Annotated in this window: 25 protein-coding genes; 17 read left to right on the top strand and 8 right to left on the bottom strand. The window is 73.1% G+C overall.

The features are described from left to right. Positions 1–27: 27 nt before the first annotated feature. Positions 28–1,152 carry a YeiH family protein gene (locus tag AC6EH9_RS00245; RefSeq protein WP_498419430.1) on the top strand — a complete coding sequence of 375 codons (1,125 nt, stop codon included), beginning with the start codon at positions 28–30 and terminating at the stop codon, positions 1,150–1,152. An 18-nt stretch (positions 1,153–1,170) separates the two neighbouring features. Here the strand turns inward: AC6EH9_RS00245 and lysS are convergent, their stop codons facing one another. Further along, the gene (lysS, locus tag AC6EH9_RS00240) at positions 1,171–2,622 is read right to left on the bottom strand and encodes a lysine--tRNA ligase (RefSeq protein ID WP_498420598.1); all 1,452 of its coding nucleotides are present in this window, start codon (positions 2,620–2,622) and stop codon (positions 1,171–1,173) included. Positions 2,623–2,920: 298 nt separating this feature from the next. Here lysS and AC6EH9_RS00235 point away from each other — a divergent pair, with 298 nt between their 5' ends. Further along, positions 2,921–3,946, top strand: coding sequence for a LuxR C-terminal-related transcriptional regulator (locus AC6EH9_RS00235; RefSeq protein WP_498419428.1), 1,026 nt, complete (start codon positions 2,921–2,923; stop codon positions 3,944–3,946). Positions 3,947–3,970: 24 nt separating this feature from the next. Here AC6EH9_RS00235 and AC6EH9_RS00230 read toward each other — a convergent pair whose 3' ends face one another. Then, entirely contained in the window at positions 3,971–4,885 is a 915-nt protein-coding gene (locus AC6EH9_RS00230; RefSeq protein WP_498419427.1) for a diacylglycerol/lipid kinase family protein, read from the bottom strand. A gap of 155 nt (positions 4,886–5,040) precedes the next feature. Here AC6EH9_RS00230 and AC6EH9_RS00225 point away from each other — a divergent pair, with 155 nt between their 5' ends. The 4 genes from AC6EH9_RS00225 (at position 5,041) to AC6EH9_RS00210 (ending at position 10,436) form a co-directional block, all read left to right on the top strand. Continuing rightward, positions 5,041–6,327, top strand: a complete 1,287-nt coding sequence (locus AC6EH9_RS00225) for an adenylosuccinate synthase (protein WP_498419425.1) — start codon at positions 5,041–5,043, stop codon at positions 6,325–6,327. A 215-nt stretch (positions 6,328–6,542) separates the two neighbouring features. Next, a complete protein-coding gene (gene purD, locus AC6EH9_RS00220; RefSeq protein WP_498419423.1) occupies positions 6,543–7,817 on the top strand; it encodes a phosphoribosylamine--glycine ligase in 1,275 nt (424 codons plus the stop codon). Between the two features lie 5 nt (positions 7,818–7,822). After that, entirely contained in the window at positions 7,823–9,244 is a 1,422-nt protein-coding gene (gene purB, locus AC6EH9_RS00215) for an adenylosuccinate lyase (RefSeq protein WP_498419421.1), read from the top strand. A gap of 160 nt (positions 9,245–9,404) precedes the next feature. Further along, positions 9,405–10,436 carry an NAD-dependent epimerase/dehydratase family protein gene (locus tag AC6EH9_RS00210; RefSeq protein WP_498419419.1) on the top strand — a complete coding sequence of 344 codons (1,032 nt, stop codon included), beginning with the start codon at positions 9,405–9,407 and terminating at the stop codon, positions 10,434–10,436. Here AC6EH9_RS00210 and AC6EH9_RS00205 read toward each other — a convergent pair. Next, the gene (locus AC6EH9_RS00205; protein ID WP_498419417.1) at positions 10,433–11,905 is read right to left on the bottom strand and encodes an MFS transporter; all 1,473 of its coding nucleotides are present in this window, start codon (positions 11,903–11,905) and stop codon (positions 10,433–10,435) included. The two genes, AC6EH9_RS00210 and AC6EH9_RS00205, sit on opposite strands and share 4 nt — an antisense overlap. A 74-nt stretch (positions 11,906–11,979) precedes the next feature. On the opposite strand from AC6EH9_RS00205, the gene AC6EH9_RS00200 reads away from it, so the two are divergent. Further along, positions 11,980–12,255: an acylphosphatase gene (locus tag AC6EH9_RS00200; RefSeq protein ID WP_498419416.1), complete on the top strand. Its 276-nt coding sequence runs from the start codon at positions 11,980–11,982 to the stop codon at positions 12,253–12,255. A 4-nt stretch (positions 12,256–12,259) separates the two neighbouring features. Here the strand turns inward: AC6EH9_RS00200 and AC6EH9_RS00195 are convergent, their stop codons facing one another. Further along, the gene (locus tag AC6EH9_RS00195) at positions 12,260–12,562 is read right to left on the bottom strand and encodes an antibiotic biosynthesis monooxygenase family protein (protein ID WP_498419415.1); all 303 of its coding nucleotides are present in this window, start codon (positions 12,560–12,562) and stop codon (positions 12,260–12,262) included. A 64-nt stretch (positions 12,563–12,626) separates the two neighbouring features. Here AC6EH9_RS00195 and AC6EH9_RS00190 point away from each other — a divergent pair, with 64 nt between their 5' ends. From AC6EH9_RS00190 to AC6EH9_RS00180, 3 genes are read left to right on the top strand one after another with little or no spacing between them, the layout of a single operon-like run. Next, complete coding sequence (locus AC6EH9_RS00190) at positions 12,627–13,532, top strand: phosphoribosylaminoimidazolesuccinocarboxamide synthase (RefSeq protein WP_498419413.1); 906 nt, start codon at positions 12,627–12,629, stop codon at positions 13,530–13,532. A gap of 39 nt (positions 13,533–13,571) precedes the next feature. Then, positions 13,572–14,042, top strand: coding sequence for an SRPBCC family protein (locus AC6EH9_RS00185; protein ID WP_498419411.1), 471 nt, complete (start codon positions 13,572–13,574; stop codon positions 14,040–14,042). Positions 14,043–14,074: 32 nt separating this feature from the next. Continuing rightward, complete coding sequence (locus AC6EH9_RS00180) at positions 14,075–15,640, top strand: long-chain-fatty-acid--CoA ligase (RefSeq protein WP_498419410.1); 1,566 nt, start codon at positions 14,075–14,077, stop codon at positions 15,638–15,640. A gap of 54 nt (positions 15,641–15,694) precedes the next feature. Here AC6EH9_RS00180 and AC6EH9_RS00175 read toward each other — a convergent pair whose 3' ends face one another. Then, the gene (locus AC6EH9_RS00175; protein WP_498419408.1) at positions 15,695–16,195 is read right to left on the bottom strand and encodes a YflT domain-containing protein; all 501 of its coding nucleotides are present in this window, start codon (positions 16,193–16,195) and stop codon (positions 15,695–15,697) included. A 161-nt stretch (positions 16,196–16,356) separates the two neighbouring features. Between AC6EH9_RS00175 and purS the strand changes: the two genes are divergently transcribed. Genes purS through AC6EH9_RS00160 form a run of 3 tightly spaced genes read left to right on the top strand, consistent with a single transcriptional unit; the run spans position 16,357 to position 17,737 of the window. Further along, positions 16,357–16,629, top strand: a complete 273-nt coding sequence (purS, locus tag AC6EH9_RS00170; protein ID WP_498419406.1) for a phosphoribosylformylglycinamidine synthase subunit PurS — start codon at positions 16,357–16,359, stop codon at positions 16,627–16,629. Then, positions 16,626–17,294: a phosphoribosylformylglycinamidine synthase subunit PurQ gene (gene purQ / locus AC6EH9_RS00165; RefSeq protein ID WP_498419404.1), complete on the top strand. Its 669-nt coding sequence runs from the start codon at positions 16,626–16,628 to the stop codon at positions 17,292–17,294. Before purS ends, purQ begins: the two co-directional genes overlap by 4 nt. Further along, a complete protein-coding gene (locus AC6EH9_RS00160) occupies positions 17,291–17,737 on the top strand; it encodes a DUF3817 domain-containing protein (RefSeq protein WP_498419402.1) in 447 nt (148 codons plus the stop codon). Before purQ ends, AC6EH9_RS00160 begins: the two co-directional genes overlap by 4 nt. A 607-nt stretch (positions 17,738–18,344) precedes the next feature. Here the strand turns inward: AC6EH9_RS00160 and AC6EH9_RS00155 are convergent. Continuing rightward, entirely contained in the window at positions 18,345–19,676 is a 1,332-nt protein-coding gene (locus tag AC6EH9_RS00155; protein ID WP_498419401.1) for a glycoside hydrolase domain-containing protein, read from the bottom strand. A gap of 277 nt (positions 19,677–19,953) precedes the next feature. Here AC6EH9_RS00155 and AC6EH9_RS00150 point away from each other — a divergent pair, with 277 nt between their 5' ends. The 4 genes from AC6EH9_RS00150 to AC6EH9_RS00135 all read left to right on the top strand — a co-directional run bounded on the left by AC6EH9_RS00150 (position 19,954) and on the right by AC6EH9_RS00135 (position 25,001). Beyond that, positions 19,954–21,390, top strand: a complete 1,437-nt coding sequence (locus AC6EH9_RS00150) for an outer membrane protein assembly factor BamB family protein (RefSeq protein ID WP_498419400.1) — start codon at positions 19,954–19,956, stop codon at positions 21,388–21,390. Between the two features lie 66 nt (positions 21,391–21,456). Continuing rightward, on the top strand, positions 21,457–23,748 hold the full coding sequence (gene purL, locus AC6EH9_RS00145) for a phosphoribosylformylglycinamidine synthase subunit PurL (protein WP_498419398.1): 2,292 nt from the start codon (positions 21,457–21,459) through the stop codon (positions 23,746–23,748). A gap of 106 nt (positions 23,749–23,854) precedes the next feature. Beyond that, on the top strand, positions 23,855–24,280 hold the full coding sequence (arfB, locus tag AC6EH9_RS00140) for an alternative ribosome rescue aminoacyl-tRNA hydrolase ArfB (RefSeq protein WP_498419396.1): 426 nt from the start codon (positions 23,855–23,857) through the stop codon (positions 24,278–24,280). Between the two features lie 7 nt (positions 24,281–24,287). Next, positions 24,288–25,001 (top strand): alpha/beta hydrolase family protein, encoded by a 714-nt coding sequence (locus tag AC6EH9_RS00135; protein WP_498419394.1) that lies wholly within the window; start codon positions 24,288–24,290, stop codon positions 24,999–25,001. Positions 25,002–25,023: 22 nt separating this feature from the next. Here the strand turns inward: AC6EH9_RS00135 and AC6EH9_RS00130 are convergent, their stop codons facing one another. Continuing rightward, positions 25,024–25,833: an ABC transporter permease gene (locus AC6EH9_RS00130; protein WP_498419392.1), complete on the bottom strand. Its 810-nt coding sequence runs from the start codon at positions 25,831–25,833 to the stop codon at positions 25,024–25,026. Continuing rightward, positions 25,830–26,861: an ABC transporter ATP-binding protein gene (locus AC6EH9_RS00125; RefSeq protein WP_498419390.1), complete on the bottom strand. Its 1,032-nt coding sequence runs from the start codon at positions 26,859–26,861 to the stop codon at positions 25,830–25,832. The genes AC6EH9_RS00130 and AC6EH9_RS00125 overlap by 4 nt, the downstream gene beginning before the upstream one ends. Positions 26,862–26,870: the final 9 nt, after the last annotated feature.

Genomic DNA, 26,870 nt, shown 5'->3' with positions numbered 1-26,870 from the left:
GGCGTCGCCGGCGGGCAGGATTCAGGCGTGACCACGATCGACCAGCTCGAACGCCCCGCCGCCGTCGCACCAGCGCCGGCGGGCCCGGAGCCGGCCGGCGCGGGTGCGCCGCCGACGCCCTCGATCGTCTGGGGCCTCGCCCTCGCGGCCGGCGGCGCCGCCGTCGCCGTCGGGGTGCACCGGCTGGTGCCGGTGCTGAGCCCGGTCTTCGTGGCGATCGTGCTGGGCGCCCTGGTCGCGAACCTGGCGCGGCTGCCGCGCGCCGCCGAGCCGGGGCTCGCGATCGCCTCGCGACGGGTGCTGCGCATCGGCGTCGCCCTGCTCGGCCTGGAGCTGGTCCTCGCCGACGTGCTGGCGCTGGGCTGGCCGATGCTGGCGGTCATCGCGCTGGTGGTGACCGGAGGGATCGCCGGCACGCTGCTCCTGGGCCGGATGCTGGGGGTCGAGCCCGGGCGCCGGCTGCTGCTCGCCTGCGGCTTCTCCATCTGCGGTGCGGCCGCCATCGCCGCGGTCGACGGCATCCGGCGCGCCCCCGCCGAGGCGGCCACCGGAGCCGAGCGCACCGGACCCGAAGCCGCCGGAGCCGAGCGGCGCGAGAGCGACGTGGCCGCGGCGATCGCCCTGACGGTGGTCTTCGGCAGCGCGGCGATGCTGGTGCTGCCGCTGCTGGGCCGGCTGCTCGAGCTCGCCCCGGCGGCGGCCGGCGCCTGGTCGGGAGCCGCGGTGCACGAGGTCGGTCAGGTGGTGGTCGCCGGCGGACTGATCGCCGGTGCCGCGGGGCTGCAGACCGCGGTGACGGTCAAGCTCGGGCGGGTGCTGCTGCTCGCGCCGGTGCTGGCGGTGCTCTCCTGGCGCGAACGGCGCACCGCCCCGACCGGCGTTCGCCGCCCGCCGCTGGTGCCCGCCTTCGTGGCGGCGTTCCTGGGCCTGGTCGTGCTGCGCACGGTCGTGGCGGTGCCGCAGCCGGTGCTCGACGCGGCGCAGCTGGTGCAGACCGCAGCGCTGGCGGCCGCGATGTTCGCCCTGGGCTGCTCGGTCGACGCCCGGATGCTGCGCCGGGTCGGACGCCGCGAGCTGGTGCTGGCCACGGCGGCGACGCTGCTGGTGGCGCTGCTCGCCCTGCCCGCGGCGTACGTCGTCGGGCAGGGCTGAGCGCGGGCGCCGAGCGGCTCAGGCCTCGGGCTTGAGGTGCGGGAAGAGGATCGTCTCGCGGATGTTGGCGCCGGTGAAGAGCATCGTCAGCCGGTCGATGCCCAGGCCGAGGCCGCCCATCGGCGGGGCGCCGTACTCCAGCGCCCGCAGGAAGTCCTCGTCGAGCTGCATCGCCTCGGGGTCACCGCCGGCGGCCCGCAGCGACTGCTGGACCAGGACCTCGCGCTGCACCACCGGGTCGATCAGCTCCGAGAAGCCGGTGCCGCGCTCGACGCCGGCGATGATCAGGTCCCAGGCCTCGATGAGCCCGGGCTTGTCGCGGTGCGGGCGCGCCAGCGGCTGGGCGCTGGCGGGGTAGTCGCACAGGAACGTGGGCTGCAGCAGCGTCGGCTCGACGAGCTCGCCGAGCAGCTCCAGGGCGACCTTCTCGCCGTCCCAGGCGGGGTCGATCGACACCTCGTGGCGCGCGGCGATCTCGCGCAGCGTCTCCACCGGCGTGCTCACGTCGACGGGCTGGCCGACGACCTCGGAGATGGCGTCGTAGACCGGCAGCCAGCGCCACTCGCCGTCCAGGTCGACGGTGCCCCGCTCGGTCTCGATCTGGCGGCTGCCCAGCGCGTCCGCGGCGGCGACGAAGATGTCCTGCATCAGCCGGGCGATCGAGGTCTGGTCGCCGTAGGCCTGGTAGGCCTCCAGCATCGTGAACTCGGGGGAGTGGGTGGAGTCGACGCCCTCGTTGCGGAAGATCCGGCCCATCTCGTAGACCCGGTCGACCCCGCCGACGACGGCCTTCTTCAGGTTCAGCTCCAGTGCGATGCGCAGCGACATGGACTGGTTGAAGGCGTTGAGGTGGGTGTGGAAGGGGCGCGCCGCGGCGCCGCCGTGGACGAGCTGCAGGATCGGCGTCTCGACCTCGAGGTAGTCCTGCTCCTCCAGGCAGTGCCGGATCGCGCTCAGGATCCGCGCCTTGGCGCGCACCATGTCGCGTGCCTCCTGGCGCACGATGAGGTCGGCGTAGCGCTGCCGGACCCGGGTCTCGGGGGTGAGGTCCTTGTGCATGACCGGCATCGGGCGCAGCGCCTTGGACGCCATCTGCCACTCCTGGGCCATCACCGAGAGCTCGCCGCGGCGGCTGGAGATCACCCGGCCACGCACGAAGACGTGGTCGCCCAGGTCGACGTCGCTCTTCCAGGCCGCCAGGGCCTCCTCGCCGACCTCGGCCAGGCTCAGCATGACCTGCAGGCGGGTGCCGGCCCCCTCCTGCAGGGTGGCGAAGGCCAGCTTGCCGGTGTTGCGCACGAAGATCACCCGGCCGGCCACGCCGACGACGTCCTGGGTCTCCTCGCCGCTCTCCAGGTGTCCCCAGCGCTCGCGCACCTCGGCCAGTGTGTGCGTGCGTGGGACCGCGACCGGGTACGGCGCGATGCCCTGCTGCAGCAGGCGCTCGCGCTTCTCCCGACGTACTTGCATCTGGGCCGGCAGGTCCTGCTCGGGGGTCTCGGGCGCGGCGTCGGGGGTGCTGTTCACGCCCCAACGCTAGCGGGCGCGGCCGCGGAGACGAGAAAGGGCGCCGGAGACGTCCCCTGCGGCGACTCCGGCGCCCTTTTGGTGCGTCGGGCCGTGCGGCCTCATCCCCCGATGCGGACCGTGCGGCCTGTCGGTGTCTCATCCCCCGCGGTGTGACGTGGCCGACTGACGCGTGCTCAGAATGCCACTGCTCGGACCTCATGCTGTGGCTACTTGATGCCAATGGCACTAACATGCCAGCGTGCTGCGCAGCTCGGTCTCCTCCGCCTTCTCCGTCTTGGGCGTCGGATCGGACACCGAACAGCTGTACTGGCAGCTGCTCGGCGCGGCGCCGGGCTCCCGCGGCACCGCCCTGGACCAGGCGGCCAGCACCGTGCTGCGCACCCGCGAACAGCTCCTCGACGAGCTGGGGCCGCTCTTCGACCTGGGCATCGCCCGGCGTGAGGGCGACAGCGTCCGCCTGCTCCCCCCGGTGGAGGCGTTCGCGACGCTGGTCCAGGCGCAGGCGGCCGCGACCGCCCAGATCAGCGAGCAGCTGGGCATGCTTGCCCGCGCGATCCCGCTGCTCGACGGCGCTCCGGGGGGTGGGCAGCCGCCGCGTGACCTCGTCATGGACGCCGGGGAGCACCCGTTCGAGCCGATCGCCGGCCAGGTGCTCGAGGGCGGTGACATGCCGAGCCTGATCGTGTCGCTGATGCGCGAGACGCAGGGCGACCTGCTGTGGCTGCGCCCCGACCAGTGGCGCCTGCCCCACGAGAGCGCGCTCGCCGCGGCGGTGGCCGAGCAGATCGAGGCCGGTCGTCGCTCGCGCGCCATCTACCCGGCGCGGATCCTCCAGGAGGCGCCTCAGGTGCTGGTGGCGCGGGCGCGGATGGGTGAGGACATCCGGGTGATCGCGGAGCTGCCGGCCCGGCTGCTCGTGCTGGGGAGCAGCCACGCCCTGGTCCCCGAGACGCTTGGCATCGTCTCCGAGCGCCGTCTGCTGATCCGCCAGGGAGGCCTGGTGCGCGGGCTGGCCGGTCTCTTCGAGCTGATCTGGGACCGAGCCGCGTCGGTGCCGGGCCTGGAGCTCGGCCAGGCCCGCCCCGACCTGCGCCGGCTGCTGCTCCAGCAGCTCGCCGAGGGCGCCAAGGACGAGCAGATCGCGCGCGCGCTCGGCCTGAGCCTGCGCACCGTGCGCCGCCGGATCGCCGCGATCCTCAGCGACCTGGGCGTCGACTCCCGCTTCCAGGCCGGCGTCGAGGCGGTACGCCGCGGCTGGCTGTAGCGGGCGCGACCCGCGTGCGTCGGGTCAGTCCGGGAGCGTCATCGAGAACGCCGCCTGCTCGACGTGCCAGGTGCGCTGGCGCTCGGGGCCGTAGATCTCCCCGTCGGCGCTGCACCAGAAGTCCTCGCCCGCGATGGAGACCTCCGAGCCGCGCAAGTAGAGCACGTCGTCGCGCCGGGTGTGGGCGCCGCGCTGGAGGTGGCCCACGAAGGCGAAGCGGGCCCACAGCCCGGTCGAGCGGGAGATCAGGACGTCGACCTTGCCGTCCATGGGGTCGGCCTGCGGGGTCAGCTCGGTGCCACCGCCGACGTGCGAGCTGTTGCCGACCGCGACCATCAGCAGCGGCTCGTCGAAGTCGTTGACCAGCACCCCGTCGACGCTCACCCGCAGCCGGATGTGCGGCGGCCGGAAGGCCGCGAGCACCGCCCCGATCGGGTAGCCCAGCCGGCCGAGGTTCGCCCAGCCGACGCCGACCTCGCCCAGCCGCTTCTTCCAGCGGTGGCCGCGCCTGCTGGCCTGCGCGCCGGCGCCGGCGTGGACGTTGTTGACCACGACGCCGCCGAGCTCGTCGACGATGAGGTCGACGGTGCTGATCGTGCCGTGCAGGGCCAGCTCGGCGGCCTGCTCGAGGTCCAGCGGGATCCCGGTGCCCCGGGCGAAGTCGTTGCCGGTCCCCAGCGGGAGCAGGCTGAGCACCGCGTCCTTGAGCTGGTTGCGCCGGTGCAGCGCGGCGACGACCGCGTGCAGGCTGCCGTCGCCGCCGGCCACCACGATCCGCCGCGATCCCGCGCGGTGCAGCACTCCGTCGAGCTCCCCGGGGTTGGCGGTCGCCGCGACCTCCACCGAGGCCTCACCACGCAGGACGTCGAGGGCGCGGTGCAGGCGCTCGTCGTCGGCCGGGCCGGCTTCGCTGTTGGTGATGACGAGGAGAGGGTCCACGTGCGGACCTTAGCGACAGCTCGCCTTTCCGGTTGGGTTCGCGTGCTGGCTCCTGCGCGGGGTTTTGGTAGCGTGGCGTCGCAAGAGCCCCCGCCAGCCTCGGTCAGCACGCGCTGTTGCAGGGGCTGTTTCCATTTCCAGACAGAGGTGACTCGATGCCGGCCATCGTCATCCTCGGCGCCCAGTGGGGCGACGAGGGCAAGGGCAAGGCGACCGATCAGCTCGCCACCAGCGCCACGATCGACTACGTCGTGCGCACCAGTGGCGGCCATAACGCGGGCCACACGATCGTCGTCAACGGCGAGAAGTTCGCGACCCACCTGCTCCCCAGCGGGATCCTGACCCCGGGCGCCACGTCGGTGATCGCCAACGGCGTCGTGGTCTCGCCCGAGGCGCTGTTCCGCGAGCTCGACTCGCTGATCGAGCGCGGGGTGGAGGTGGCCGACCTGGTGGTCAGCGCCAACGCGCACGTGATCGCGTCGTACCACTCCACGATCGACAAGGTCACCGAGCGGTTCCTCGGCAAGAACCGGATCGGCACGACCGGGCGCGGCATCGGCCCGGCGTACGTCGACAAGATCAACCGGCTCGGCATCCGGGTCGCAGACCTCTTCGACGAGAAGATCCTGCGCGCCAAGGTCGAGGCGGCCCTGGAGCAGCGCAACCACCTGTTCACCAAGGTCTACAACCGCCGCGCGATCGAGACCGACGCGGTCGTCGAGGAGCTGCTGTCCTACGTCGACCGGCTGCGGCCGATGGTCGCCGACACCTCGCTGCTGCTCAACCAGGCGCTGGACCGCGGCGAGACGGTGCTCTTCGAGGGCGCCCAGGCCACCATGCTCGACGTCGACCACGGCACCTACCCGTTCGTCACCAGCAGCAACCCGGTGGCCGGCGGCGTCTGCGTCGGCGCGGGCGTCGGACCGACCCGCATCGACCGGGTGATCGGCGTGATCAAGGCCTACACCACCCGGGTCGGCTCCGGGCCGTTCCCGACCGAGCTCTTCGACGAGGACGGTGAGGCGCTGCAGCGCATCGGCGGCGAGATCGGCGTCTCCACCGGGCGGACCCGCCGCTGCGGCTGGTACGACGCGGTGGTGGCGCGCTACTCGACGCGGGTCAACGGGCTGACCGACTACTTCCTGACCAAGCTCGACGTGCTCGACTCCTGGGAGCGGATCCCGGTCTGCGTGGCCTACGAGATCGACGGCGTGCGCCACGACGAGATGCCGATGACGCAGACCGAGTTCCACCACGCCAAGCCGATCTACGAGTACTTCGAGGGCTGGCAGACCGACATCTCCGGCTGCCGCACCTTCGAGGAGCTGCCCAAGAACGCGCAGACCTACGTCAAGGCGCTCGAGGAGATGTCCGGCACCCGCCTCTGGGCCGTAGGCGTAGGCCCCGGCCGGGAACAAAGCATCCTCGTCCACAACGACTAACCCCCCACCCCACCCCACCCCACCCCCCACCCCAAGAAAAAGACCCCCAACCCCCAACCCCGCCGACCCGTCACTCCCTCGACCTTTCGTACGGCGTGTCGCGGCGCGGATGACGGGTCGGCGAGCGCGGCCGGGCCCACCACCCCGGGCCCGGCCGCGTCCGCCGCGAGTAGCCGTGGGGGGCCACCCGCGGCCCGCGCCTAGGATGGACGCCCGTGAAGACCCTCGTGATCGGTACCGGCGGCCGCGAGCACGCCCTCGCCCGCGCCCTCTCGCTCGATCCCGGGGTCAGCGCGGTCCATGCCGCCCCCGGCAACCCGGGCATCGCCGCCGTCGCCACCCTGCACGAGGTCGACCCGCTCGACGGCGCGGCGGTGGCGGACCTCGCCGAGCGGCTCGGCGTCGACCTGGTCGTCGTCGGCCCGGAGGCGCCCCTGGTCGCCGGGGTCGCCGACGTGGTCACCGGACGTGGGATCGCCTGCTTCGGTCCGTCCCGGGAGGCCGCCCGCCTCGAGGGCTCCAAGGCGTTCGCCAAGGAGGTGATGGCCGCCGCCGGCGTGCCCACCGCCGCCGCCCGGCTCTGCACCACCCCCGAGGAGGTGGCCGAGGCCCTCGACGAGTTCGGCGCGCCGTACGTGGTCAAGGACGACGGCCTCGCCGCCGGCAAGGGCGTGGTGGTGACCTCGGACCGGCGGGCCGCGGTCGAGCACGCCGCCGCCTGCGGGCGCGTCGTGATCGAGGAGTACCTCGACGGCCCCGAGGTCTCCCTCTTCGCGATCACCGACGGCGTCACCGTGCGCCCGCTGCAGCCGGCCCAGGACTTCAAGCGGATCTTCGACGGCGACTCCGGGCCCAACACCGGCGGCATGGGCGCCTACACGCCGCTGCCGTGGGCGCCCGAGGGGCTGGTCGACGAGGTGCTGCGCGACGTCCTGCAGCCCACCGTCGACGAGATGGCGCGCCGCGGCACGCCGTTCCGCGGACTGCTCTACGCCGGGCTCGCCCTCACCTCGCGCGGCACCCGGGTGATCGAGTTCAACGCCCGCTTCGGCGACCCGGAGACCCAGGCCCTGATGGCGCTGCTCGACTCGCCGCTCTCGCCGCTGCTGTACGCCGCCGCGACCGGCCGGCTCGACGCCGTACCGGCCCCGGCGTGGAAGCCTGGCGCGGCCGTCGCCGTCGTGCTCGCCTCGCGCGGCTACCCCGAGTCCTCCTCGCGCGGCGACCTGATCACCGGGATCGAGGAGGCCGAGGCGGTCTCCGGCGTGCATGTCATCCACGCCGGCACGGCCCTGGACCGCGACGCGCTGGTCACCGCCGGCGGCCGGGTGCTCGCGGTCACCGCGGTGGGCAGCGACCTCACCGACGCCCGGGCCCGCGCCTACGCCGGCGTGGAGCGGATCGCCTTCCCCGGCGCCCAGCACCGCTACGACATCGCGGCGAAGGCCGCCCGCGCGGCCTCCGCGACCCCCACCCCCGACGGAAAGTGACGCCCGTGCCCGAGTTCCCCAACGTCCTCGCCACCCGGTACGCCGGCGCCGACCTCGCCGCGATCTGGTCCCCGGAGCACAAGATCGTGCTGGAGCGCCAGCTGTGGATCGCCGTGCTCAAGGCCCAGCGCGACCTCGGCATCGACGTGCCCGACGGGGTCGTCGAGGCCTACGAGGCCGTCGTCGACCGGGTCGACCTGGCCTCGATCGCCGCGCGCGAGCGGGTCACCCGCCACGACGTGAAGGCCCGCATCGAGGAGTTCTGCGCGCTCGCCGGTCACGAGCACATCCACAAGGGGATGACCTCGCGCGACCTGACCGAGAACGTCGAGCAGCTGCAGGTGCGCCAGTCGCTGGAGATCCTGCGCGACCGCGGCGTCGCGGCCGCCGTCCGCCTCGGGCGCCTCGCCGCCGAGCACGAGACCACGGTGATGGCCGGTCGCTCCCACAACGTGGCCGCCCAGGCGACCACGCTCGGCAAGCGGTTCGCCAGCATCGCCGACGAGATGCTGGTCGCGATCGCGCGGGTCGAGGAGCTGCTGGCGCGCTACCCGCTGCGCGGCATCAAGGGCCCGGTCGGCACCGCCCAGGACATGCTCGACCTGCTCGACGGCGACGCCGCCCGGCTGGCCGAGCTGGAGAGCCGGGTCGCGGCCCACCTCGGCTTCGACCACGTGCTCACCTCGGTCGGCCAGGTCTACCCGCGCTCGCTCGACTTCGAGGTCGTCTCGGCGCTGGTCCAGCTGGTGGCGGGCCCCTCCAACCTCGCCACCACGATCCGGCTGATGGCCGGCATCGAGCTGGTCACCGAGGGCTTCAAGGAGGGCCAGGTCGGCTCCTCGGCGATGCCGCACAAGATGAACACCCGCTCCTGCGAGCGGGTGAACGGGCTCGCGGTGATCCTGCGTGGGCACCTGTCGATGGTCGGCGAGCTGGCCGGCGACCAGTGGAACGAGGGCGACGTCTCCTGCTCGGTCGTCCGCCGGGTGGCGCTGCCCGACGCGTTCTTCGCCGCCGACGGGCTCTTCCAGACCTTCCTCACCGTGCTCGACGAGTTCGGCGCCTTCCCCGCGGTGATCCAGCGCGAGCTCGACCGCTACCTGCCGTTCCTGACCACCACCAAGGTGCTGATGTCGGCGGTCCGCAACGGCGTCGGCCGCGAGGTCGCGCACGAGGCCATCAAGGAGCACGCCGTCGGCGTCGCGCTGGAGATGCGCCAGGGCCTCGCCGTCAACGACCTCTTCGACCGGCTCGCCGCCGACCCCCGGCTGGGGCTCACCCGCGAGCAGATCTCGGCCCTGGTCGCCGAGCCGATCGAGTTCACCGGCGCCGCCGTCGCCCAGGTCCAGGAGGTGGTACGGCGCGTGGACGCGCTCGCCGCGCGGCATCCGGGGGCTGCGGGGTACGCGCCGGGGGACATCTTGTGAGGCGCGTGGGGGCTGCGGGTTCACGAGTTAACTCGTGAAACCCCCACTTCCCACGTGAAGGAACACGTGGGAAGTGCCAGTTTCACGTGGCCAGTTCCCGGCCGGTACGCCGCCCGCCGCCACCCCACTTGACCCGCCCGCCCCTGGGTACCTGGCAGCGGTGAGCACTCCGCAGCCAGACCCCGACGACACCGAGCTGAGCGTGGCGGTCACCGGGCCGACCGGGACCCTCGGCTTCGGGCTCGCCCCGCTGCTCGAGGCGGACCCGCGGGTGGCACGGGTGGTCGGCACCGCCCGCCGTCCGTTCGACCCGGCCGCGCACGGGTGGCCCAAGATGACCTACCGCCGCGGCGACGTACGCGAGCCGGAGTCCCTGGCCCGCGCCTTCGACGGCGCCGACGTCGTGGTCCACCTCGCGTTCGTGGTGGTCGGCGGCGCGCGGGAGACCACCCGCGAGATCAACGTCGAGGGCACCCGCAACGCCTTCCGGGCCGCGCTCGCCGCCGGCGCGCGCCGCTTCGTCTACACCTCCTCGGTGGCCGCCTACGGCTTCCACCGCGACAACCCTGCCGAGCTCGACGAGGACTGCCCGGTCCGCCCCGACCCCCGGCTGTTCTACGCCCAGGAGAAGGCCGAGGTCGAGGAGCTGCTGCTGCGCGAGGCGGCGGCCCACCCCGAGATCGACCTGTACCTGCTGCGCCCCCCGATCGTCCTCGGCCCGCACACCGTGGGCGCCAAGGCCGAGCTGCCCGCCTGGCTGGCCGGTCGGCTCCCGACCGGCTGGTCGCGGCTGCTGCCCCGGCGCCTGCCGCCGCTCCCGGTGCCGGTGCCCGACCTGCCGCTCCAGCTGATCCACGAGTACGACGTGGGCCGGGCGCTCGTGCGGTGCATCGTCGGCGCCGGTCCGCCCGGGGCCTACAACATCGCCGCCGACGACACGCTCAGCAGCGTCGACATCGCCCGGGAGCTGGGGCTGCTCCCGGTGTCCCTGCCCGGCGCGCCCGTGCAGGAGCTGGCCCGCCTCCTCGCCCGCCTGCCCGGGCTGCCGTCGCCGGCACAGTGGGTCGAGGCGCTCACCCGGCCGGTGCTGATGGACACCACCCGCGCCCGTACCGAGCTCGGCTGGACGCCCGAGGTGTCCGCGCTCGCCGCGCTGCGCGAGACGCTCGGGCGCACGGGACCCCCGAGCTAGGCCGCAGCCTCGGATCCGGCGCCGGGCGCGGAGCGGGCACCGGTGGAGCGGGCGCTGAGCACCGCGACGCCGAGGGCCAGGCTCAGCAGTACCAGCGCGGTGCCGAGCGCGGCGCGCAGCCCGGCCGCGGGGGAGACGTTGAGCGCGACCCCGTAGGCGGTCATCAGCATCGCCGCGCCGAGCGCCGACCCGATCCGCTGCCCGGTCTGCACCGCCCCGCCGGCGGCGCCGCCCATCTCCGGCGGCACCCGCGCCAGGGTGAGCGTCAGGTTGGGTGAGATCACCCCGCCGCCGCCGAGACCGGCCAGCAGCAGGCACGGCACCAGGGTCCAGAACAGCGCGCTGCCCTCCCGGCCGGGGACGAGCAGCGCGACCAGCGCGATGCCGCTCATCATCGTGACCAGCGCGGTCAGGGTGACCCTGCGCTCCCAGCGGAAGACCAGCCGACCGGCCAGCGGCGAGGTGATCGCGGCGCCGAGCGCGAACGGGATGGTCAGCAGCCCCGCCTCCAGCGCCGAGAGCCCCAGCGACTCCTGCAGGTGCACCGAGAGCACCAGGAAGATTCCGGTGAACCCGGTGAAGTACAGCGTCCCGATGGCCAGCCCGCCGGCGAACCCGGGGGTACGGCGCAGCAGGGCGAGGTCGAGCAGCGGCTGGCGCCCCAGGTCGCGCAGCCGGCTCTCCCACCGCACGAACGCCCAGGCCAGCGGCGGCGCCCCGAGCAGGAGCAGCAGCGGCAGCCGCTGTCCGCCCTCGGCGCTGACCAGCGGGTAGAGCACGCAGAGCACCGCCCCGCCCAGCAGCAGGGCGCCCGACACGTCGATGCCGGGCCGCTCGCCGTCGCGCCGAGGGGCGCCGGGCACCAGCCGCCAGATCGCGACCAGCGCCACCAGCCCGATCGGGACGTTGATCCAGAACAGCCAGCGCCACCCGTTCTCGGCGCCGGCCAGCGCGATGATCACCCCGCCCAGGACCGGCCCCGCCGCGGACGCCGTGGCCACCGTGAACCCGAACATGCCGAAGGCGCGCCCGCGCTCCTCGGCCCGGAACAGCTGCTGGATGAGCCCGGAGTTCTGCGGGGTGAGCAGCCCGGCCGACGCGCCCTGGGCGAGCCGTGCGGCGATCACCGTGGCGGCGTCGGGCGCGAAGCCGACCGCCGCGCTGGACAGCACGAAGCCGATCAGCCCGATCACCATCAGCCGGCGCCGCCCGTAGGCGTCGCCGAGGCGCCCGCCGGCGACCAGGGTCAGCCCGAACGTCAGCGCGTAGCCGGAGACGACCCACTGGATGTTCGCGGTGGAGGTGTCCAGGCCGGCGCGCAGTGAGGGGATCGCCACGTTGACGATGGTGACGTCGAGCAGCGACATGAAGCCGATGACGAGGGTGACGCCCAGGATCCGCCAGCGGCGCGGGTCGGGCACGTACGGCGCGGCCGCGGCCTGCTCGGCGGCCCCCCGTTCCTCTCCCATCGCTCCAGCATCCAGCCGGACTCAAGCGCAGCCGCCTCGACGCCGCGGGCGCGCGGGTCGGGCATCATGGGCGGATGGGTGAGCGTGCCGTCGAGGTGGTGGTGACCGGTCGGGTCCAGGGCGTGTCGTTCCGGGCCGCGACCGAGCAGGAGGCGGCCCGGCTCGGACTGCGCGGCTGGGTGCGCAACGAGCCCGACGGCTCGGTGGCGGCGCACTTCGAGGGCGATGCGGACGCGGTGGCGGCGATCGTGGCGTGGTGTCGCGAGGGGCCGCGACTCGCGCGCGTGCACGACGTACGCGTCGCGCACGTGCCGCCCGAGGGGACCGCGGGCTTCGAGCTGCGCTACTGAGAGGTCAGGGCCTGACGTCGAGGACGACCTCGAACTCGAGGAGGTTGGCGCCCGAGGCGACGGGCTTGCCGTGCTGCCCGGCGTGCGCCGCGCGGGCGTCGCCGTCGCGCCAGGCCTCGAACGAGGCGTCGTCCTCCCACTGGGTGACGACGAAGTAGCGCTCCTCGCCCGCGGTGGGGCGCAGCAGCTGGAAGCCCAGGAAGCCCGGGGTGCCGTCGATGGTGCCGGCGCGCTCGCCGAAACGGCGCTCGAGCTCGGGACCGGCCTGCGGCGGGACACTGATCGCGTTGATCTTGACGACTGCCATGTGAGCCAGCCTACGGCGCGAGACCGAGACCACGGGGTCGGGTCCGCCCCCTAGGCTGGCCCACGTGAGCATCGACCACACGCCTGCCCCGGCCGTCGAGGGCGCGACCCACCTGCACTCGGGCAAGGTCCGCGACCTCTACCGCATCGACGCCGGCGAGCACGCCGGCCGGCTGCTGATGGTCGCCAGCGACCGGATCTCGGCCTACGACTTCGCGCTGGAGCCGACCATCCCCGACAAGGGCGAGATCCTCACCCGGATGTCGCTGTGGTGGTTCGACCAGCTCGCCGACCTGGTGCCCAACCACGTGGTGTCCATCGACGTTCCGGCCTCGGTGCGCGGGCGGGCGGTCATCTGCGAGCGCCTGCACATGTACCCCGTCGAGTGCGTGGCCCGTGGCTACCTGACCGGCTCCGGCCTGGCCGACTACCGGGCCACCGGTGAGGTCTGCGGCGTGGCGCTGCCTGCCGGCCTCGAGGACGGCTCCCGGCTGCCGGAGCCGATCTTCACCCCGGCCACCAAGGCCGAGCAGGGCGAGCACGACGAGAACGTCTCCTTCGACGCGGTCGTCGCCACCGTCGGCGCCGACGAGGCCGAGCAGCTGCGGGAGCTGACCCTGGCCGTCTACGCCCGGGCCGAGGAGATCGCCCGCGCGCGCGGCATCGTGCTGGCCGACACCAAGCTCGAGTTCGGCCGGTTCGTCGGGCCCGAGGGGCCCAGCGGCATCTGGCTGGCCGACGAGGTGCTCACCCCCGACTCCTCGCGGTTCTGGCCGGCCGAGGAGTGGCAGCCCGGGCGCGCCCAGCCGTCGTACGACAAGCAGATCGTGCGCAACTGGCTGACCTCGGCCGAGTCCGGCTGGGACCGTACGTCGGGACAGGCGCCGCCGCGGCTGCCCGACCACGTGGTCGAGCTGACCCGGGCCAAGTACGTCGAGGCCTACGAGCGGCTCACCGGCGAGAGGTTCTGACCGGTCGGGCGGGCTGTGACCGGGGCTTCGGGAGCTGAGATGGCGTTCACGGTCGAGGTGCTCGTCGCGGCATCGCCCGAGCGCGCCCAGGGCTACTTCGCCGACCCGGCGCTGCGCCCGCGCTGGCAGTCCAGCCTGCGTGCGGTCCAGCCGCTCGACGGGCCGCCGCGCGGCGTCGGGGCCCGCTGGTACGACGTGACGCGCGTCGGGTTGCGTCCGCTGATGGAGGTCACCGAGGACGTCCCCGGGCGGGTGTGGGCCGAGGTGGGGCAGTGGCGCGGCCTGGTGGCCCGGCTGCGGCTGACGTTCGCGGCGGCCCCGGCCCCGGCCGCGGCCCCGGCCGCGGCACGCGGGCCGCGCACCCGGGTGCACGCCGAGGTGAGCTTCGAGGCCCCGGGCTGGCGCCGCCCGGTCGGTCTCGCGCTGCGGGTCCTCGGCCCGGCCGCGATCCGCAGCGACCTGAGACGGGCGGCGCGCGACCTCGGCGAAGATGTCGGAGGATCCCGGTGACGCGGCTCACTACCGCCGAGTAGGTTGTGCCCATGTTGAATCTGTCGGTCTTCCTCGAGGACTCTGCCCGCCGCCACCCCGACCGTGCCGCCGTCGTGCTCGGAGACCTCCGCCTGACCTACGCGCAGGTGGACGGTTTCGCCAACCAGGTCGCCAACCTGCTGGTCTCACGCGGCATCCGGCCCGGCGACAAGGTCGCGCTGTCCTGCCCGAACCTGCCCTACTTCCCGGTCGTCTACTACGGGATCCTCAAGGCCGGCGGGGTCGTCGTGCCGCTCAACGTGCTGCTGAAGGGCCGCGAGATCGGCTACCACCTCAACGACTCCGACGCGAAGGCCTACTTCTGCTTCGAGGGCACCCCCGACCTGCCGATGGCCAGCGAGGGGCACGCCGGCTTCGAGCTGGCCGAGGGCTGCGAGAGCTTCTTCGTGATCACCGCGGACATGATGGCCGACTCGCCGATCGAGGGCGTCCCGACCATGGTGCAGGCGCTCGGCGGCCAGCCGGCGACGTTCGAGTCGGTCGCCACCGAGCCGACCGACACCGCGGTCATCCTCTACACCTCCGGCACCACCGGGCAGCCCAAGGGCGCCGAGCTGAGCCACTCCAACATGGTGATGAACGCGCAGACCTGCAACCGGCTCTTCGACTCCCGCCCGACCGACCGCGACACCCACCTGCTGGTGCTGCCGCTGTTCCACTCCTTCGGCCAGACGGTCAACATGAACGCCGGCTTCTCGGTCGGCGCGACCCTGGTGCTGCTGCCGCGCTTCGACGCCGACCAGGCGCTGGCGCTGATGCAGTCCGAGGACATCACCGTGTTCGCCGGCGTGCCGACGATGTTCTGGGGCCTGCTCAACGCGCTCGGCGAGGGCGTCGACGTGGACCGGATCGCGGCGAACCTGCGCCTGGCGATCGCCGGCGGCTCGGCCCTGCCGGTGGAGATCCTCAAGCAGTTCAAGGAGCGCTTCCACGTCCAGATCCTCGAGGGCTACGGCCTCTCGGAGACCTCGCCGGTGGCGACGTTCAGCGACCCCGAGCAGGAGCCCCGCGCCGGCTCTATCGGCGTACCGATCTGGGGCATCGAGGTCAAGCTCGTCGACGCCGCCTGGAACGAGGTGGTGCCGACCAGCGAGACCGGCGAGGACGCGGTCGGCGAGATCGCGATCCGCGGGCACAACATCATGAAGGGCTACTACCAGCGCCCCGAGGCCACCGCCGAGGTGATGAAGGACGGCTGGTTCCGCACCGGCGACCTGGCCCGCCGTGACGCCGACGGCTTCTACTACATCGTCGACCGGGCCAAGGACATGATCATCCGCGGCGGGTTCAACGTGTACCCCCGCGAGATCGAGGAGGTCCTGATGACTCACGAGGCGGTCTCGCTGGCCGCCGTCGTCGGGGTGCCCCACGACAGCCACGGCGAGGAGATCAAGGCGTACGTCATCCTCAACGACGGCGCCTCGGTCACCGCCGAGGAGCTGGTGGCCTGGGGCAAGTCGCAGATGGCCAACTACAAGTACCCCCGCATCGTCGAGCTGGCGCCCAGCCTGCCGATGACCGCGACCGGGAAGATCCTCAAGCGCGAGCTCAACTGAGCGCTCGCTGTCGCGACGCCCGCGTCGTACCCCGTGCTCGGGGTACGACGCGGCTCAGGCGAAGGGGTCAGGCATCGCCCCGGGCAGGGTGGCGAGCAGCTGCCGCGCGGCGTCGGCGTGCTTGTGCTCGACGAGCACCTCGTAGCGGGTGGCGACCACGGAGCTGACCGAGTAGAAGTCGCGCTGGCCGCGGGTCAGGGCGTAGCCGATCAGGCCCCAGATCAACCCGAAGACGGCGCCGACGAAGACCGTGGACAGGATGACGGCCAGGACCGCATCATCGCCGAAGATCGAGAAGATCAGGCCCACGAAGAGGCCCACCCAGGCGCCCGACGCGATGCCGGCCAAGGCCACCCGGCCGTAGGTCAGCCGACCGGTGATCCGCTCGATCTGCTTGAGGTCCGTACCGACGATCACGCAGTTCTCGACCGGGAACTTGTTGTCGGCCAGGAAGTCGACGGCCTTCTGCGCATCGGCGTAGTGCTCGTAGACGACGAGGGACTGCGGGAAGTCCAACGTCATCGCGCGCGGGGTGCGGGGGTCGGTGGATGCCATCTCCCCAGTGTCACTCCGGTTGTGCACGTTGTCACCCGTCGTCCTCCGGCGGCGGCGGGCGGCGTCGGGCGGGGTCGGACGCCCGGCGAGACCAGATCCGGGCAGTTGGCCCTTGCCGCCTAGACTTGGGGGCGCATCCCTGCCGCAGAAGGAGCCGCCCCGTGGCCCGTGTCGTCGTCGACGTCATGCTCAAGCCCGAAATCCTCGACCCCCAGGGCAAGGCCGTGCACGGCGCGCTGCCGCGACTGGGCTTCACCGGAGTCGCCGATGTCCGTCAGGGCAAGCGCTTCGAGCTCGAGCTGGACGGGGAGGCCACCGACGAGCGCCTCGCCGAGGTCCACCGGATCGCCGAGACGCTGCTCTCCAACCCCGTGATCGAGGACTTCACCGTCCACGTCGACGGCGTCCCCCACGTCGTCGGAGCCGGCTCGTGAAGGTCGGGGTCGTCACCTTCCCCGGCTCGCTCGACGACGTCGACGCGCGCCGCGCCGTCGGTCTGGGCGGGCACGAGGCCGTCGCGCTGTGGCACGGGGACCACGACCTGCAGGGCGTCGACGCCGTCGTCCTGCCCGGTGGCTTCTCCTACGGCGACTACCTGCGCTGCGGCGCCATCTCCCGGTTCTCCCCGGTGATGACCGAGGTCGTCGCCGCCGCCGAGCGCGGGATGCCCGTCCTGGGGATCTGCAACGGCTTCCAGATCCTGTGTGAGTCCCACCTGCTTCCCGGTGCGCTGATCCGCAACAACCACCGCAAGTTCGTCTGCACCGACCAGCGGCTGCGGATCGAGAACAACCGCACCCCCTGGACCGCGTCGTACGACGAGGGCGCCGAGGTCACGATCGTGCTCAAGAACGGCGAGGGCTCCTTCGTCGCCGACGAGGACACGCTCGACCGGCTCGAGGGGGAGGGACAGGTCGTCGCGCGCTACCTGGGTGAGGACCCCAACGGCTCGCTGCGCGCGATCGCCGGCATCACCAACGCCCGCGGCAACGTGGTCGGGCTGATGCCGCACCCCGAGCACGCGGTGGAGGACCTGTGCGGTCCGGGCACCGACGGGCTCGGCTTCTTCACCAGCCTCGCTGTAGGAGTCTTCGCATGAGTCCGCTCAAGCTCTTCCGTGGTGTGGCCGTCGCCGAGGCGTTCACCTGGGCGCTGCTGCTCACCGGCATGTTCCTCAAGTACGTCACCGAGACCACCGAGGCGCTGGTCAGCGTCGGCGGGATGATCCACGGCACCGTCTTCATCGCCTACTGCCTGGTCACCGTGCTGGTCGCGATCGACCAGCGGTGGTCGCCCGGCCGCGCGCTGCTCGGCCTGGTCAGCGCCGTGCCGCCGTTCATGACCGTCTGGTTCGACCGGTACGCCGAGTCGCGCGGCCTGCTGGGCGACACCTGGCGCCTCACCTCCGCCGAGCCGACGAGCGGCCTCGAGCGCCCGACGGCCTGGCTGCTGCGCAACCCGCTGCGCGGCGCCGTCACCGGCGTCGTCGCCGTGGTCGCGCTCACCGGCGTCGCCCTGGTCGCCGGCCCCCCGGTCGGCTGACCCGCGCCGGCGCTGCCGCGCTGGTGGGTCGTCGATTGGTCAGAGACGGCATGCTCTGGCGCGCTCCGGCCCCCGTTGGGGACCAAACGGTGACCTGTTGACTCAGTGCTGGGCCCGCTCATCTGGTTGACCGGATCAGGGCGGCTTCTCGCGGAGCTGTCGTCGTACCTGCGGCGCGGCGGCGTGGGGTCATCGATTGGTCAAAAACGGCATGTCTGGACGCGATTTGGCGTCCGTTGGGGACCAAACGGTGGCCTGCGGGGCTGAGTTCGGCCTCGGTTGGCCGCGTGCGGTTCGTGGCGGGGCTGTCGGTGGTGTGTACGGCGGGGGCTGAGGGTCGTCGATTGGTCAGAGACGGCATGTCTGGACGCGATATGGCGTCCGTTGGGGACCAAACGGTGGCCTGCCGGGCTGAGTTCGGCCTCGGTTGGCCGCGCCCGGTTCGTGGCGGGGCTGTCGGTGGTGCGTACGGCGGGGGCTGAGGGTCGTCGATTGGTCAGAGACGGCATGTCCGGACGCGAAATGGCATCCGTTGGGGACCAAACGGTGGCCCTGGCGGCCGGACGTCGACGCCGGGGCGGACCGACAGCCGTCCGCCCGCCCGCCCTCAGCGGCGCCCGGCCGCCAGCGCCTGCCAGCTGTTGGCGGCGATCACGCCGGTGACCGGCTGGCCGGCGCGGCGCTGCCAGGCCCGCACGGCCTGGTCGAGGGTGGCGTCGAAGTGCCCGTGCACGGGGAGCTTGGCCACCCCGGCGGTGTTCAGGGCGCGCTGGACCCGGCGTACGGCGAAGCCGGTGGAGCCGACCTTCAGCACCGGCTGGCGGCCCTCGGCGTGCAGGCGCATCCAGTTGGTCGTCGACCAGGTGGTGGAGACGGCGTGGCCGCGTGAGGCCTGGAAGGACGCCACGGCGCGCTGCGTCGGGCGGGTGTAGCGCCCGTTGAGCCGGCCGGTGTAGAGCTTCTTCTGCTTGAGCAGGCACTGCAGCGCACGGATCTTGCGGGGCTGGCGGGCGCCCGGCGCGATCTGCGGGTAGCCCTGGTAGTCGATCTTCACGTTGCCGCAGCCGAGCCGGGCGGGCCCGGGGCGCGATCCGCGGCCGACGTCGAGGTAGTTGCGGTCGATGTTGATGGTGACGCCGCCCCAGGTCTCGTTGTGGCCGCCCTGGTACTGCTTCACCCGGCCGCCGGGACGCCAGCCGTCCTCGGCGATGTACGACGTGGAGGTGTCGGCCTTGTTGTCCCAGCGGGCGATCCAGATGGCGTCCGGCAGGTGGAACACCCCGGGGCGGGTACGGCGGGCGTCGTCGAGGGCCTTGATGCCGGAGCTGGCGCTGGAGTAGACGCCGGACTTGTAGCCGAGCGCCCGGACCTGCGCCGTCCAGCCGCTGAGGAAGCCGAGCGCCGACTCGCGGCAGTGGGTGTTGGTGACGTCGAAGTGCTCGAGGTCGTACCAGAGGGTGCTGTTGGCGGCGATGCCCAGCGCCTTCGCGGCGGCGACCGCCGAGACGGCCTCGTTGCGCCCCTGCGCGCGGGCGGGCCCGTATCTGCCGTTGGTGCCGGGGTTGGGCTTGATCGTCGGGTCGTTGCCGTAGCGCGGGAAGCTCGTGCTGCACGACGCCTGCGGCCCCAGCGTGATCGGCAGGAGTCGCCAGCCCTTGGCCAGCTGGGTGCTCACCCAGGACGGCGTCAGGTTGGGCTGGGACCGGCAGCCGCGCGAGGCCCCGGAGATGTAGATGCCGACCGCGAGGAACGGGGAGGTCTCCAGCCAGCGGTCCATCTTCGCCTGGTCGGGTGCGACGCACTGGTCGAAGCCGTAGCCGGTGAAGTTGCCCGGCGTCGCCACGTTCGCGGCCTGGGCGGGGGCCGGTGCGACCGTGAGCAGGGCCCCGGCGAGGGCCCCGGCGAGGGCACTGACGGCGGATCGGGAAAGCAGGCGCATGGGGGTTCTCCAAGGTTGGGCGATCGTCACCCTAACCCCATCCGTCACTCCAGAAACGGCCTCGGAACCAACTACTCCGCTGTAATTCGCTTCCCCTCCGCAGTTCGGGCGTGCGCGACACCGGCGCGGGGAAAGATGGCCCCTGCACGCGTCCTGGATCAGCTCGGTGAGCCGCGCGGGCTGACCTGTGCCACCAGCGGACGTACGAGAGCGAGTGCCGATGTACCCCACACCCCCCGGCTCCTGTGGCGCCTGCGCCGCCCCGCTGCCTCCCGGTGTGAGCGCCTGTCCTCGCTGCGGTGCCGCGCCGGCACCGCAGACCGCCCCGCCCGGCTACTACCAGCAGCCCGCCGCCCACTACCAGCAGCCCGCCGCCTACTACGAGCAGCCCGCCGCGCAGGGCTGGCCCGGCCAGCCGGCCCAGCCGGCCTACCCGGCCCACGGCTACCCCCAGGGTCAGCCCCCAGGCTGGCCCGGACAGCCCGCCCCCGCGCCTGCCGGGCGCGGACGGCGGATCGGCCTGATCGCCGGTGTCGTCGTGGTGGCGGTGCTGCTGGCCGTGGGCGGCACGTTCCTGGCCACCCGACTGCTCGGCTCGGGCGACGGCGGCGGCGGTCGCTATCTGAGCGCCACCGGCGGCGCGCTCGTGGCGCCGGTGACCTCCCAGCCGGAACGCGCCTGGAGCTGGGAGGCCCCCGACAAGCTCACCGGCCTGATGGACGTCGGCGACTCGTTGGTGGTCTCGCTGGGCGACGGCGGTGACGTGGTGTCCCTGGACGGGGCAGGACAGGAGCGGTGGAGCGCCACGCTCGAGGGCGGCATGCAGGTCAACGGGGTGGTGCCCGGCAGCGACGACGTGATCGTCGCCTCGGCCTACGACGTCCAGGGCATCACCGCGCTCTCCGTCGAGAACGGGGAGGTGCTGTGGAGCCACGACGACCGCAGCCTGGTGGCGAGCATCGAGGAGGGCGTCGTGTTCGTCGGCCTGGACGAGATGGGCCTGCTCGACGCGGACACCGGCGAGGAGGTGTGGGTCACCGACCCGCCCCGCGCCGAGGCGTTCAGCGCGGGTGCGGCGTACCTGATCGTCGAGGACGAGCTGCGCAAGGTGTCCCTCGAGGACGGCGAGGAGCAGTGGAGCGTCCCGGTGGAGCTCGACGAGCCCGCGCTCATCTCCCTCGCCGCGAACGAGGAGTTCGTCGCGCTGGGCGGCGACCGGGTGGTGGCCTACGACGCGGAGTCCGGTGAGGAGCTGTGGACCGAGGACGGCGGCGAGGACGGCTCCCGGGTCGGGCTGTTCTCCGAGACCCGGCTCTACCACTCGCCGGAGGACTACGACGAGGAGGCGGAGCCCGCCGCGACGATCGTCGACCGCGACGGCGAGGTCGGCGACCTGGAGATCGAGGGCGGCGAGGGCGGCTACTTCTACCTGACCCCGTTCACCTCCGGTGGGGACTCCTATGCGATGTCCTACACCACCGACACCCTGTACGGCGCGGACCTCCAGGCGCTCGGCACCTACCAGGGGCACCTGGCCCTCGCCGACGGCGGCATCTACACCCTCGACGAGGGCGTGCTGGCCTACCACGAGCTCGGCGCGGACTCCGCGGCGTGGAGCCTGGAGCTCGACGACGACGACCCCTCGGCCGTCGTCTCGGCCGCCCACGGGCGGGTCCTGCTCTACGACGACGAGACCCTGGTCGCCTACGAGTGAGACCCGGCCGTCCGCCCGGCGACCGGTCCGCCGCCACCACCCGCGGCGGACCCTAGGATGGGGGCCGTGACCGAGACGACTCGCGCCCCATCCGGCTCCACCCTCGACACCGTCGCGATCGCCTCGCAGGACCCCTCGCGGGAGCAGCCCTGGGTCGACCTGGGACTGAAGGCCGACGAGTACGCGCGGATCCGCGAGATCCTCGGGCGCCGGCCCACCTCGAGCGAGCTGGCGATGTACTCGGTGATGTGGAGCGAGCACTGCTCCTACAAGAGCTCCAAGGTGCACCTCAAGCAGTTCAGCGAGATCCCGCAGCAGACCCCCGCGGGCCGGATGCTGGCCGGCATCGGCGAGAACGCCGGCGTGATCGACATCGGCCAGGGCTACGCGGTCACGTTCAAGGTCGAGTCCCACAACCACCCGTCGTACGTCGAGCCGCACCAGGGCGCGGCCACCGGCATCGGCGGCATCGTGCGCGACATCCTGGCGATGGGCGCGCGCCCGGTCGCGGTGATGGACCCGCTGCGCTTCGGGCCGCTCGACGCGCCCGACACCCACCGGGTGCTGCCCGGGATCGTGGCCGGCGTCGGCGGCTACGGCAACTGCCTGGGCCTGCCGAACATCGGCGGCGAGGCCGTCTTCGACGAGACCTACGTCGGCAACCCGCTGGTCAACGCGCTGTGCGTGGGCGTGCTGCGCCACGAGGACCTGCACCTGGCCAAGGCCTCCGGGGTCGGCAACCAGGTGATCCTGTACGGCGCGCGCACCGGCGGCGACGGCATCGGCGGCGTCTCGATCCTCGCCTCGGAGACCTTCGACGCGGGCGGTCCGGCCAAGCGCCCGGCCGTCCAGGTGGGCGACCCCTTCGAGGAGAAGCTGCTCATCGAGTGCACCCTCGAGATCTTCGCGGCCGGCCTCGTCGCCGGCATCCAGGACCTCGGCGGCGCCGGCCTGTCGTGCGCCACCTCCGAGCTGGCCTCGGCCGGCGACGGCGGCATGCACGTGCACCTGGACCGCGTCCCGCTGCGCGACTCGACGCTCTCGCCGGAGGAGATCCTGATGAGCGAGTCGCAGGAGCGGATGATGGCGGTCGTCGAGCCCGGCGACGTCGACGCCTTCCTCGCGATCTGCGCCAAGTGGGACGTCGAGGCGGTGGTGGTCGGCGAGGTCACCGAGACCGGTCGCCTCGAGATCGACTGGCACGGCCAGCGCGTCGTCGACGTGCCCCCGCGCTCGGTGGCCCACGACGGCCCGACCTACCAGCGGCCGTTCGCGCGCCCGTCCTGGCAGGACGCCCTGCAGGCCGATGGCGCGGAGGCGCTGGCCCGCCCGCGCAGCGGCGACGAGCTGCGCGCGACCCTGCTGCGCCTGGTGGCCAGCCCCAACCTGTGCGACAAGTCCTGGATCACCGACCAGTACGACCGCTACGTCCGCGGCAACACCGTGCTCGCGCAGCCGGAGGACTCCGGGATGATCCGCGTCGACGACCAGACCAACCTCGGCGTCGCGGTCTCCACCGACTGCAACGGCCGCTTCGCCAAGCTCGACCCCTACACCGGGGCGCAGCTGGCGCTGGCGGAGTCCTACCGCAACGTGGCCACCGGCGGCGCCGTGCCGCTGGCGATCTCGGACTGCCTGAACTTCGGCTCGCCCGAGGACCCCGACGTGATGTGGCAGTTCGCCGAGGCCTGCCGCGGCCTCAAGGACGCCTGCCTCGAGCTGGGCATCCCGGTCACCGGCGGCAACGTCAGCCTGTACAACCAGACCGGTGACGTGCCGATCCTGCCCACCCCGGTGGTCGCCGTGCTCGGCGTGATCGAGGACGTCACGCGCCGTACGCCGTCGGGCTTCGCCGCCGCCGGCGAGCAGGTGCTGCTGCTCGGCACCACCCGCGAGGAGCTCTCGGGCTCGGAGTGGGCCCACGTGGTGCACGGCCACCTCGGCGGCCTGCCGCCGCGGGTGGACCTGTCCGCCGAGCGCGCGCTCGCCGAGCTGCTCGCGCAGGCCTCCGCCGAGGGCCTGGTCACCAGCGCCCACGACCTCTCCGACGGCGGGCTCGCCCAGGCGCTGGCCGAGTCGTCGATCCGGCGCGGCGTCGGGGTCACGGTGGCGGTGGACGACGTGGCCGACGGGGACGCCTTCCTCGCGCTGTTCGCGGAGTCCGCGGCGCGCGCGATCGTCACCGTCACCGACGAGCAGGCCGACGCCTTCCGCGCCGCCGCCCAGGCCCACGGTGTACCCGTCACCGACCTCGGGCGCACCGGCGGCGAGGAGATCGTGGTGCAGGGGCAGTTCAGCGTCCCGGTCGCCGAGGTCCGCGACGCCTGGGCCGCCACCCTCCCCGCCGCCCTGAACTGACGCCGAGTCGGCGCGAGCTCGCGCTCAGGAGGCGCCGAGTCGGCGCGGGCTCGTGCTCAGCGGGCGTCGAGTCGGCGCAGAGTGCCGCGTCGGGGATGATGGGCCGATGGCCGACGACCTGGTGGTGACGGGGTCGCTGGTGATCCCGGCGGCCGAGCTCACCGAGCGCTTCTCGCGCTCCTCGGGGCCCGGCGGCCAGGGGGTCAACACCGCGGACAGCCGGGTGGAGCTCTCCTTCGACGTGGCGGGCTCCCCGACGCTGAGCGACGTGCAGCGCCAACGGATGCTGAGCCGGCTGGAGGGCCGACTGGTCGGTGGCGTGGTCACCATCGCCGCCTCCGAGCACCGCACCCAGCTGGCCAATCGACGCGCCTCCAGGGAGCGCCTGGCATCGTTGCTGCGAGACGCCTGCGCGCCGCCACCGCGGCCGCGCCGGGCCACCCGCCCCACCCGGGGCTCCAAGGAACGCCGGCTCGCCGGCAAGAAGCAGCGGTCGCAGATCAAGAAGGCCCGAGGCGGGCGATGGGAGTGAGTGCCGAGTGAGTGTGGAACCGCAGATCATCGCCTACGGCGAGGACGCCTCGCAGTACGGCGAGCTGTACCGGCCCGCGGGGGAGTCGCGCGGCGTCGTGGTGCTGGTGCACGGCGGTTCGTGGAAGGCCGCCTACGGCCTCGACCTGACCCAGCCCGCCGCGCGGGATCTCGCCGGGCGCGGCTGGACGGTGTGGAACGTCGAGTACCGCCGCATCGGCTCCGGCGGCGACTTCCCCGCCATGTTCGACGACATCGCCGCCGCGATCGACACGCTGGCCGACGTCGACGGCCTCGACCTCACCCGGGTCGTCGCGGTCGGCCACTCCGCCGGCGGGCACCTGGCCGCCTGGGCCGCCGCCCGCGGGCGCTTCGGTCGCTGGCCCGCGCGCGTCGAGCTGACCGGCGTGGTGGCGCTCGCCGCGATCCTCGACCTGGAGTGGGCGGCCGGCGACGACCCGGTGGTCGCCGCGCTGGTCGGTGACGCGTCGTACGACGAGGTGGACCCGCTGCGCCAGGCCCCGCTCGCCGTTCCCGTGTGGTGCGTGCACTCGCGCGACGACGAGTCGGTGCCCTTCGAGCTCTCCACCCGCTACGCCGAGCGTGTCGCGGGTGCGGGCGGGGAGGTCGAGGTGCTCGAGGTCCCCGGCGACCACATGGCCGTCGTCGACGTCGAGCACCCCGCGTGGGCGGCCACCGTCAAGATCCTCGACGGGCTCTGAGGGCACACCCCGGCCGGGCGGGTCAGCTGCTGGCGCGCATCGCCCGGAGCCCCACGACCAGCCCGAGCGCGGCCACGACAGCGGCGGCGGCGAACCCGGCCGCGGTCTCGCCGGCGGGGTAGGACCCGGCGAAGAGCTCGCGCGCGGCCTCCACTACGTAGGTGAGCGGGTTGAGGTCGGAGGCGACCTGGAGCCAGCGCGGCGCCCCGTCGATCGGCAGCATCATCCCCGACAGCAGCAGCACCGGGAAGATCAGCGTCTGCTGCACCGTCCAGAACAGCCACTCGCTGTCCTTGGCGACCAGCGCGAGCGCGAACGACAGCGAGCCGACGCCCACGCTGAACAGCGCGAACATCGCGGTGCCGAGCAGCGCCCCGCCCAGGTGCAGGTCGAAGCTGAACGGCGCGCACACCGCGAGGATGATCGCGGTCTGCATCAGCATCGGCACCACCTCCTTGAGCGCCCGCCCGACCAGCAGCGAGGAGCGGCTCAGCGGCGAGACCAGCAGCCGCTCGTGGGAGCCGGTGAGCATCTCGCTGGTCAGGTTGGCGCCGGTGAACGAGGCCCCCATCAGCACCGTCATCGCGACGATGCCGGGCACGAACCACTGCAGCGCGGAGCCGCCGGTGTCAGGCAGCAGCGGCGCGAACAGCGCCAGGAAGACCAGCGGCTGCACCATCGCGAACAGCACCGACGCGGGCTCGCGCCACACCGGCCTGAGCTCGCGGGTCAGCACGTTCCAGGTGTCGGCCAGGAACGTCGTGGGCCGCCCGGTCACCGACCCGGGGGTGGCGTCGAAGCGGACGGGCGAGGTAGCGGTGAGAGTGGTCATGCTGCGTTCTCCTTCGAGGGGCCGGCGGCGGCCGGGGAGTCGGTGGGGGTGCCGCTTTCGCGCAGGCTGCGGCCGGTGAGCTCGAGGAACACGTCGTCGAGGGTGGGGCCGACCACCTCGATCCGCCGGGCGGGTGAGCCGGACCGGTCCAGGTCGGCGAGCAGCCCGGGTGCCAGGTCGCGCCCGTGCGCCACCCGCAGCCGCAGCGTCGTCTCGCTGACGTCGACGGTGCCGGATCTCGACTCCGTGGCGTGTACGACGCGGGCCGCGGCCGCCGCCGCCGCGTCGGGGTCGTCGAAGCCCAGCGTGACCAGGTCGCCCAGCCCCGCCTTGAGCCGCGCCGCGGTGTCGTCGGCGATGACCACGCCGTGGTCGATCACGATCACCCGGCCGGCGATCGCGTCGGCCTCCTCGAGGTAGTGGGTGGTGAGCACGATCGTGGTGCCGTACTCGGAGTGCAGCGCCTGGATCTGCTCCTGGAGGTTGACCCGGTTCTGCGGGTCGAGGCCGGTGGAGGGCTCGTCGAGGAACAGCAGCCGGGGGGCGTGCACCAGCCCGATCGCCACGTCCAGGCGGCGCCGCTGCCCGCCGGAGAGGGTGGCCACCGGACGGCCGGCGACCTCGGACAGGTCGAAGGCCTCGACCAGCTCGTCGGCGCGCCGTCTCGCCTCGGCGCGGGTCAGTCCGTGGGCGCGGGCCTGGCTGACCAGCTCGTCGCGCCCGCGCTGCTGGTGACCGGCGCCGTTGCCCTGCCCGACGTACCCGATGCTGCGGCGCACCTCGCGCTGCTGGGTGACCACGTCGAAGCCGGCCACCTCGGCGCTGCCCGACGTCGGCGGGATCAGGGTGGTGAGCATCCGCAGCGTCGTGGACTTGCCGGCGCCGTTGGGTCCGAGGAAGGCCACGAGCTCGCCGTGGGCCACCTCCAGGTCGAGGCCGCGCACGGCCTGGATCGTCTGCTTGTGCCGCGTGAAGCTCCGGGTCAGCGACCGGGTGCGGATCACGGGTCCTGCGGGTGAGTTCGTCATGCCGTCCAC

The sequence above is a fragment of the Nocardioides sp. Z21_20 genome (assembly GCF_059766585.1).
This window is presented reverse-complemented; position numbering and strand designations above follow the sequence as displayed.

Coding starts and splice junctions, on each gene's coding strand:
- AC6EH9_RS00195 (WP_498419415.1), bottom strand. CDS start 12,562: ATGGCAGTCGTCAAGATCAACGCGATCAGTGTCCCGCCGCAGGCCGGT.
- AC6EH9_RS00130 (WP_498419392.1), bottom strand. CDS start 25,833: ATGACCACTCTCACCGCTACCTCGCCCGTCCGCTTCGACGCCACCCCC.
- AC6EH9_RS00200 (WP_498419416.1), top strand. CDS start 11,980: ATGGGTGAGCGTGCCGTCGAGGTGGTGGTGACCGGTCGGGTCCAGGGC.
- AC6EH9_RS00160 (WP_498419402.1), top strand. CDS start 17,291: ATGAGTCCGCTCAAGCTCTTCCGTGGTGTGGCCGTCGCCGAGGCGTTC.
- arfB (WP_498419396.1), top strand. CDS start 23,855: ATGGCCGACGACCTGGTGGTGACGGGGTCGCTGGTGATCCCGGCGGCC.
- AC6EH9_RS00180 (WP_498419410.1), top strand. CDS start 14,075: ATGTTGAATCTGTCGGTCTTCCTCGAGGACTCTGCCCGCCGCCACCCC.
- AC6EH9_RS00125 (WP_498419390.1), bottom strand. CDS start 26,861: ATGACGAACTCACCCGCAGGACCCGTGATCCGCACCCGGTCGCTGACC.
- AC6EH9_RS00225 (WP_498419425.1), top strand. CDS start 5,041: ATGCCGGCCATCGTCATCCTCGGCGCCCAGTGGGGCGACGAGGGCAAG.
- AC6EH9_RS00155 (WP_498419401.1), bottom strand. CDS start 19,676: ATGCGCCTGCTTTCCCGATCCGCCGTCAGTGCCCTCGCCGGGGCCCTC.
- AC6EH9_RS00185 (WP_498419411.1), top strand. CDS start 13,572: ATGGCGTTCACGGTCGAGGTGCTCGTCGCGGCATCGCCCGAGCGCGCC.
- AC6EH9_RS00175 (WP_498419408.1), bottom strand. CDS start 16,195: ATGGCATCCACCGACCCCCGCACCCCGCGCGCGATGACGTTGGACTTC.
- AC6EH9_RS00205 (WP_498419417.1), bottom strand. CDS start 11,905: ATGGGAGAGGAACGGGGGGCCGCCGAGCAGGCCGCGGCCGCGCCGTAC.
- lysS (WP_498420598.1), bottom strand. CDS start 2,622: ATGCAAGTACGTCGGGAGAAGCGCGAGCGCCTGCTGCAGCAGGGCATC.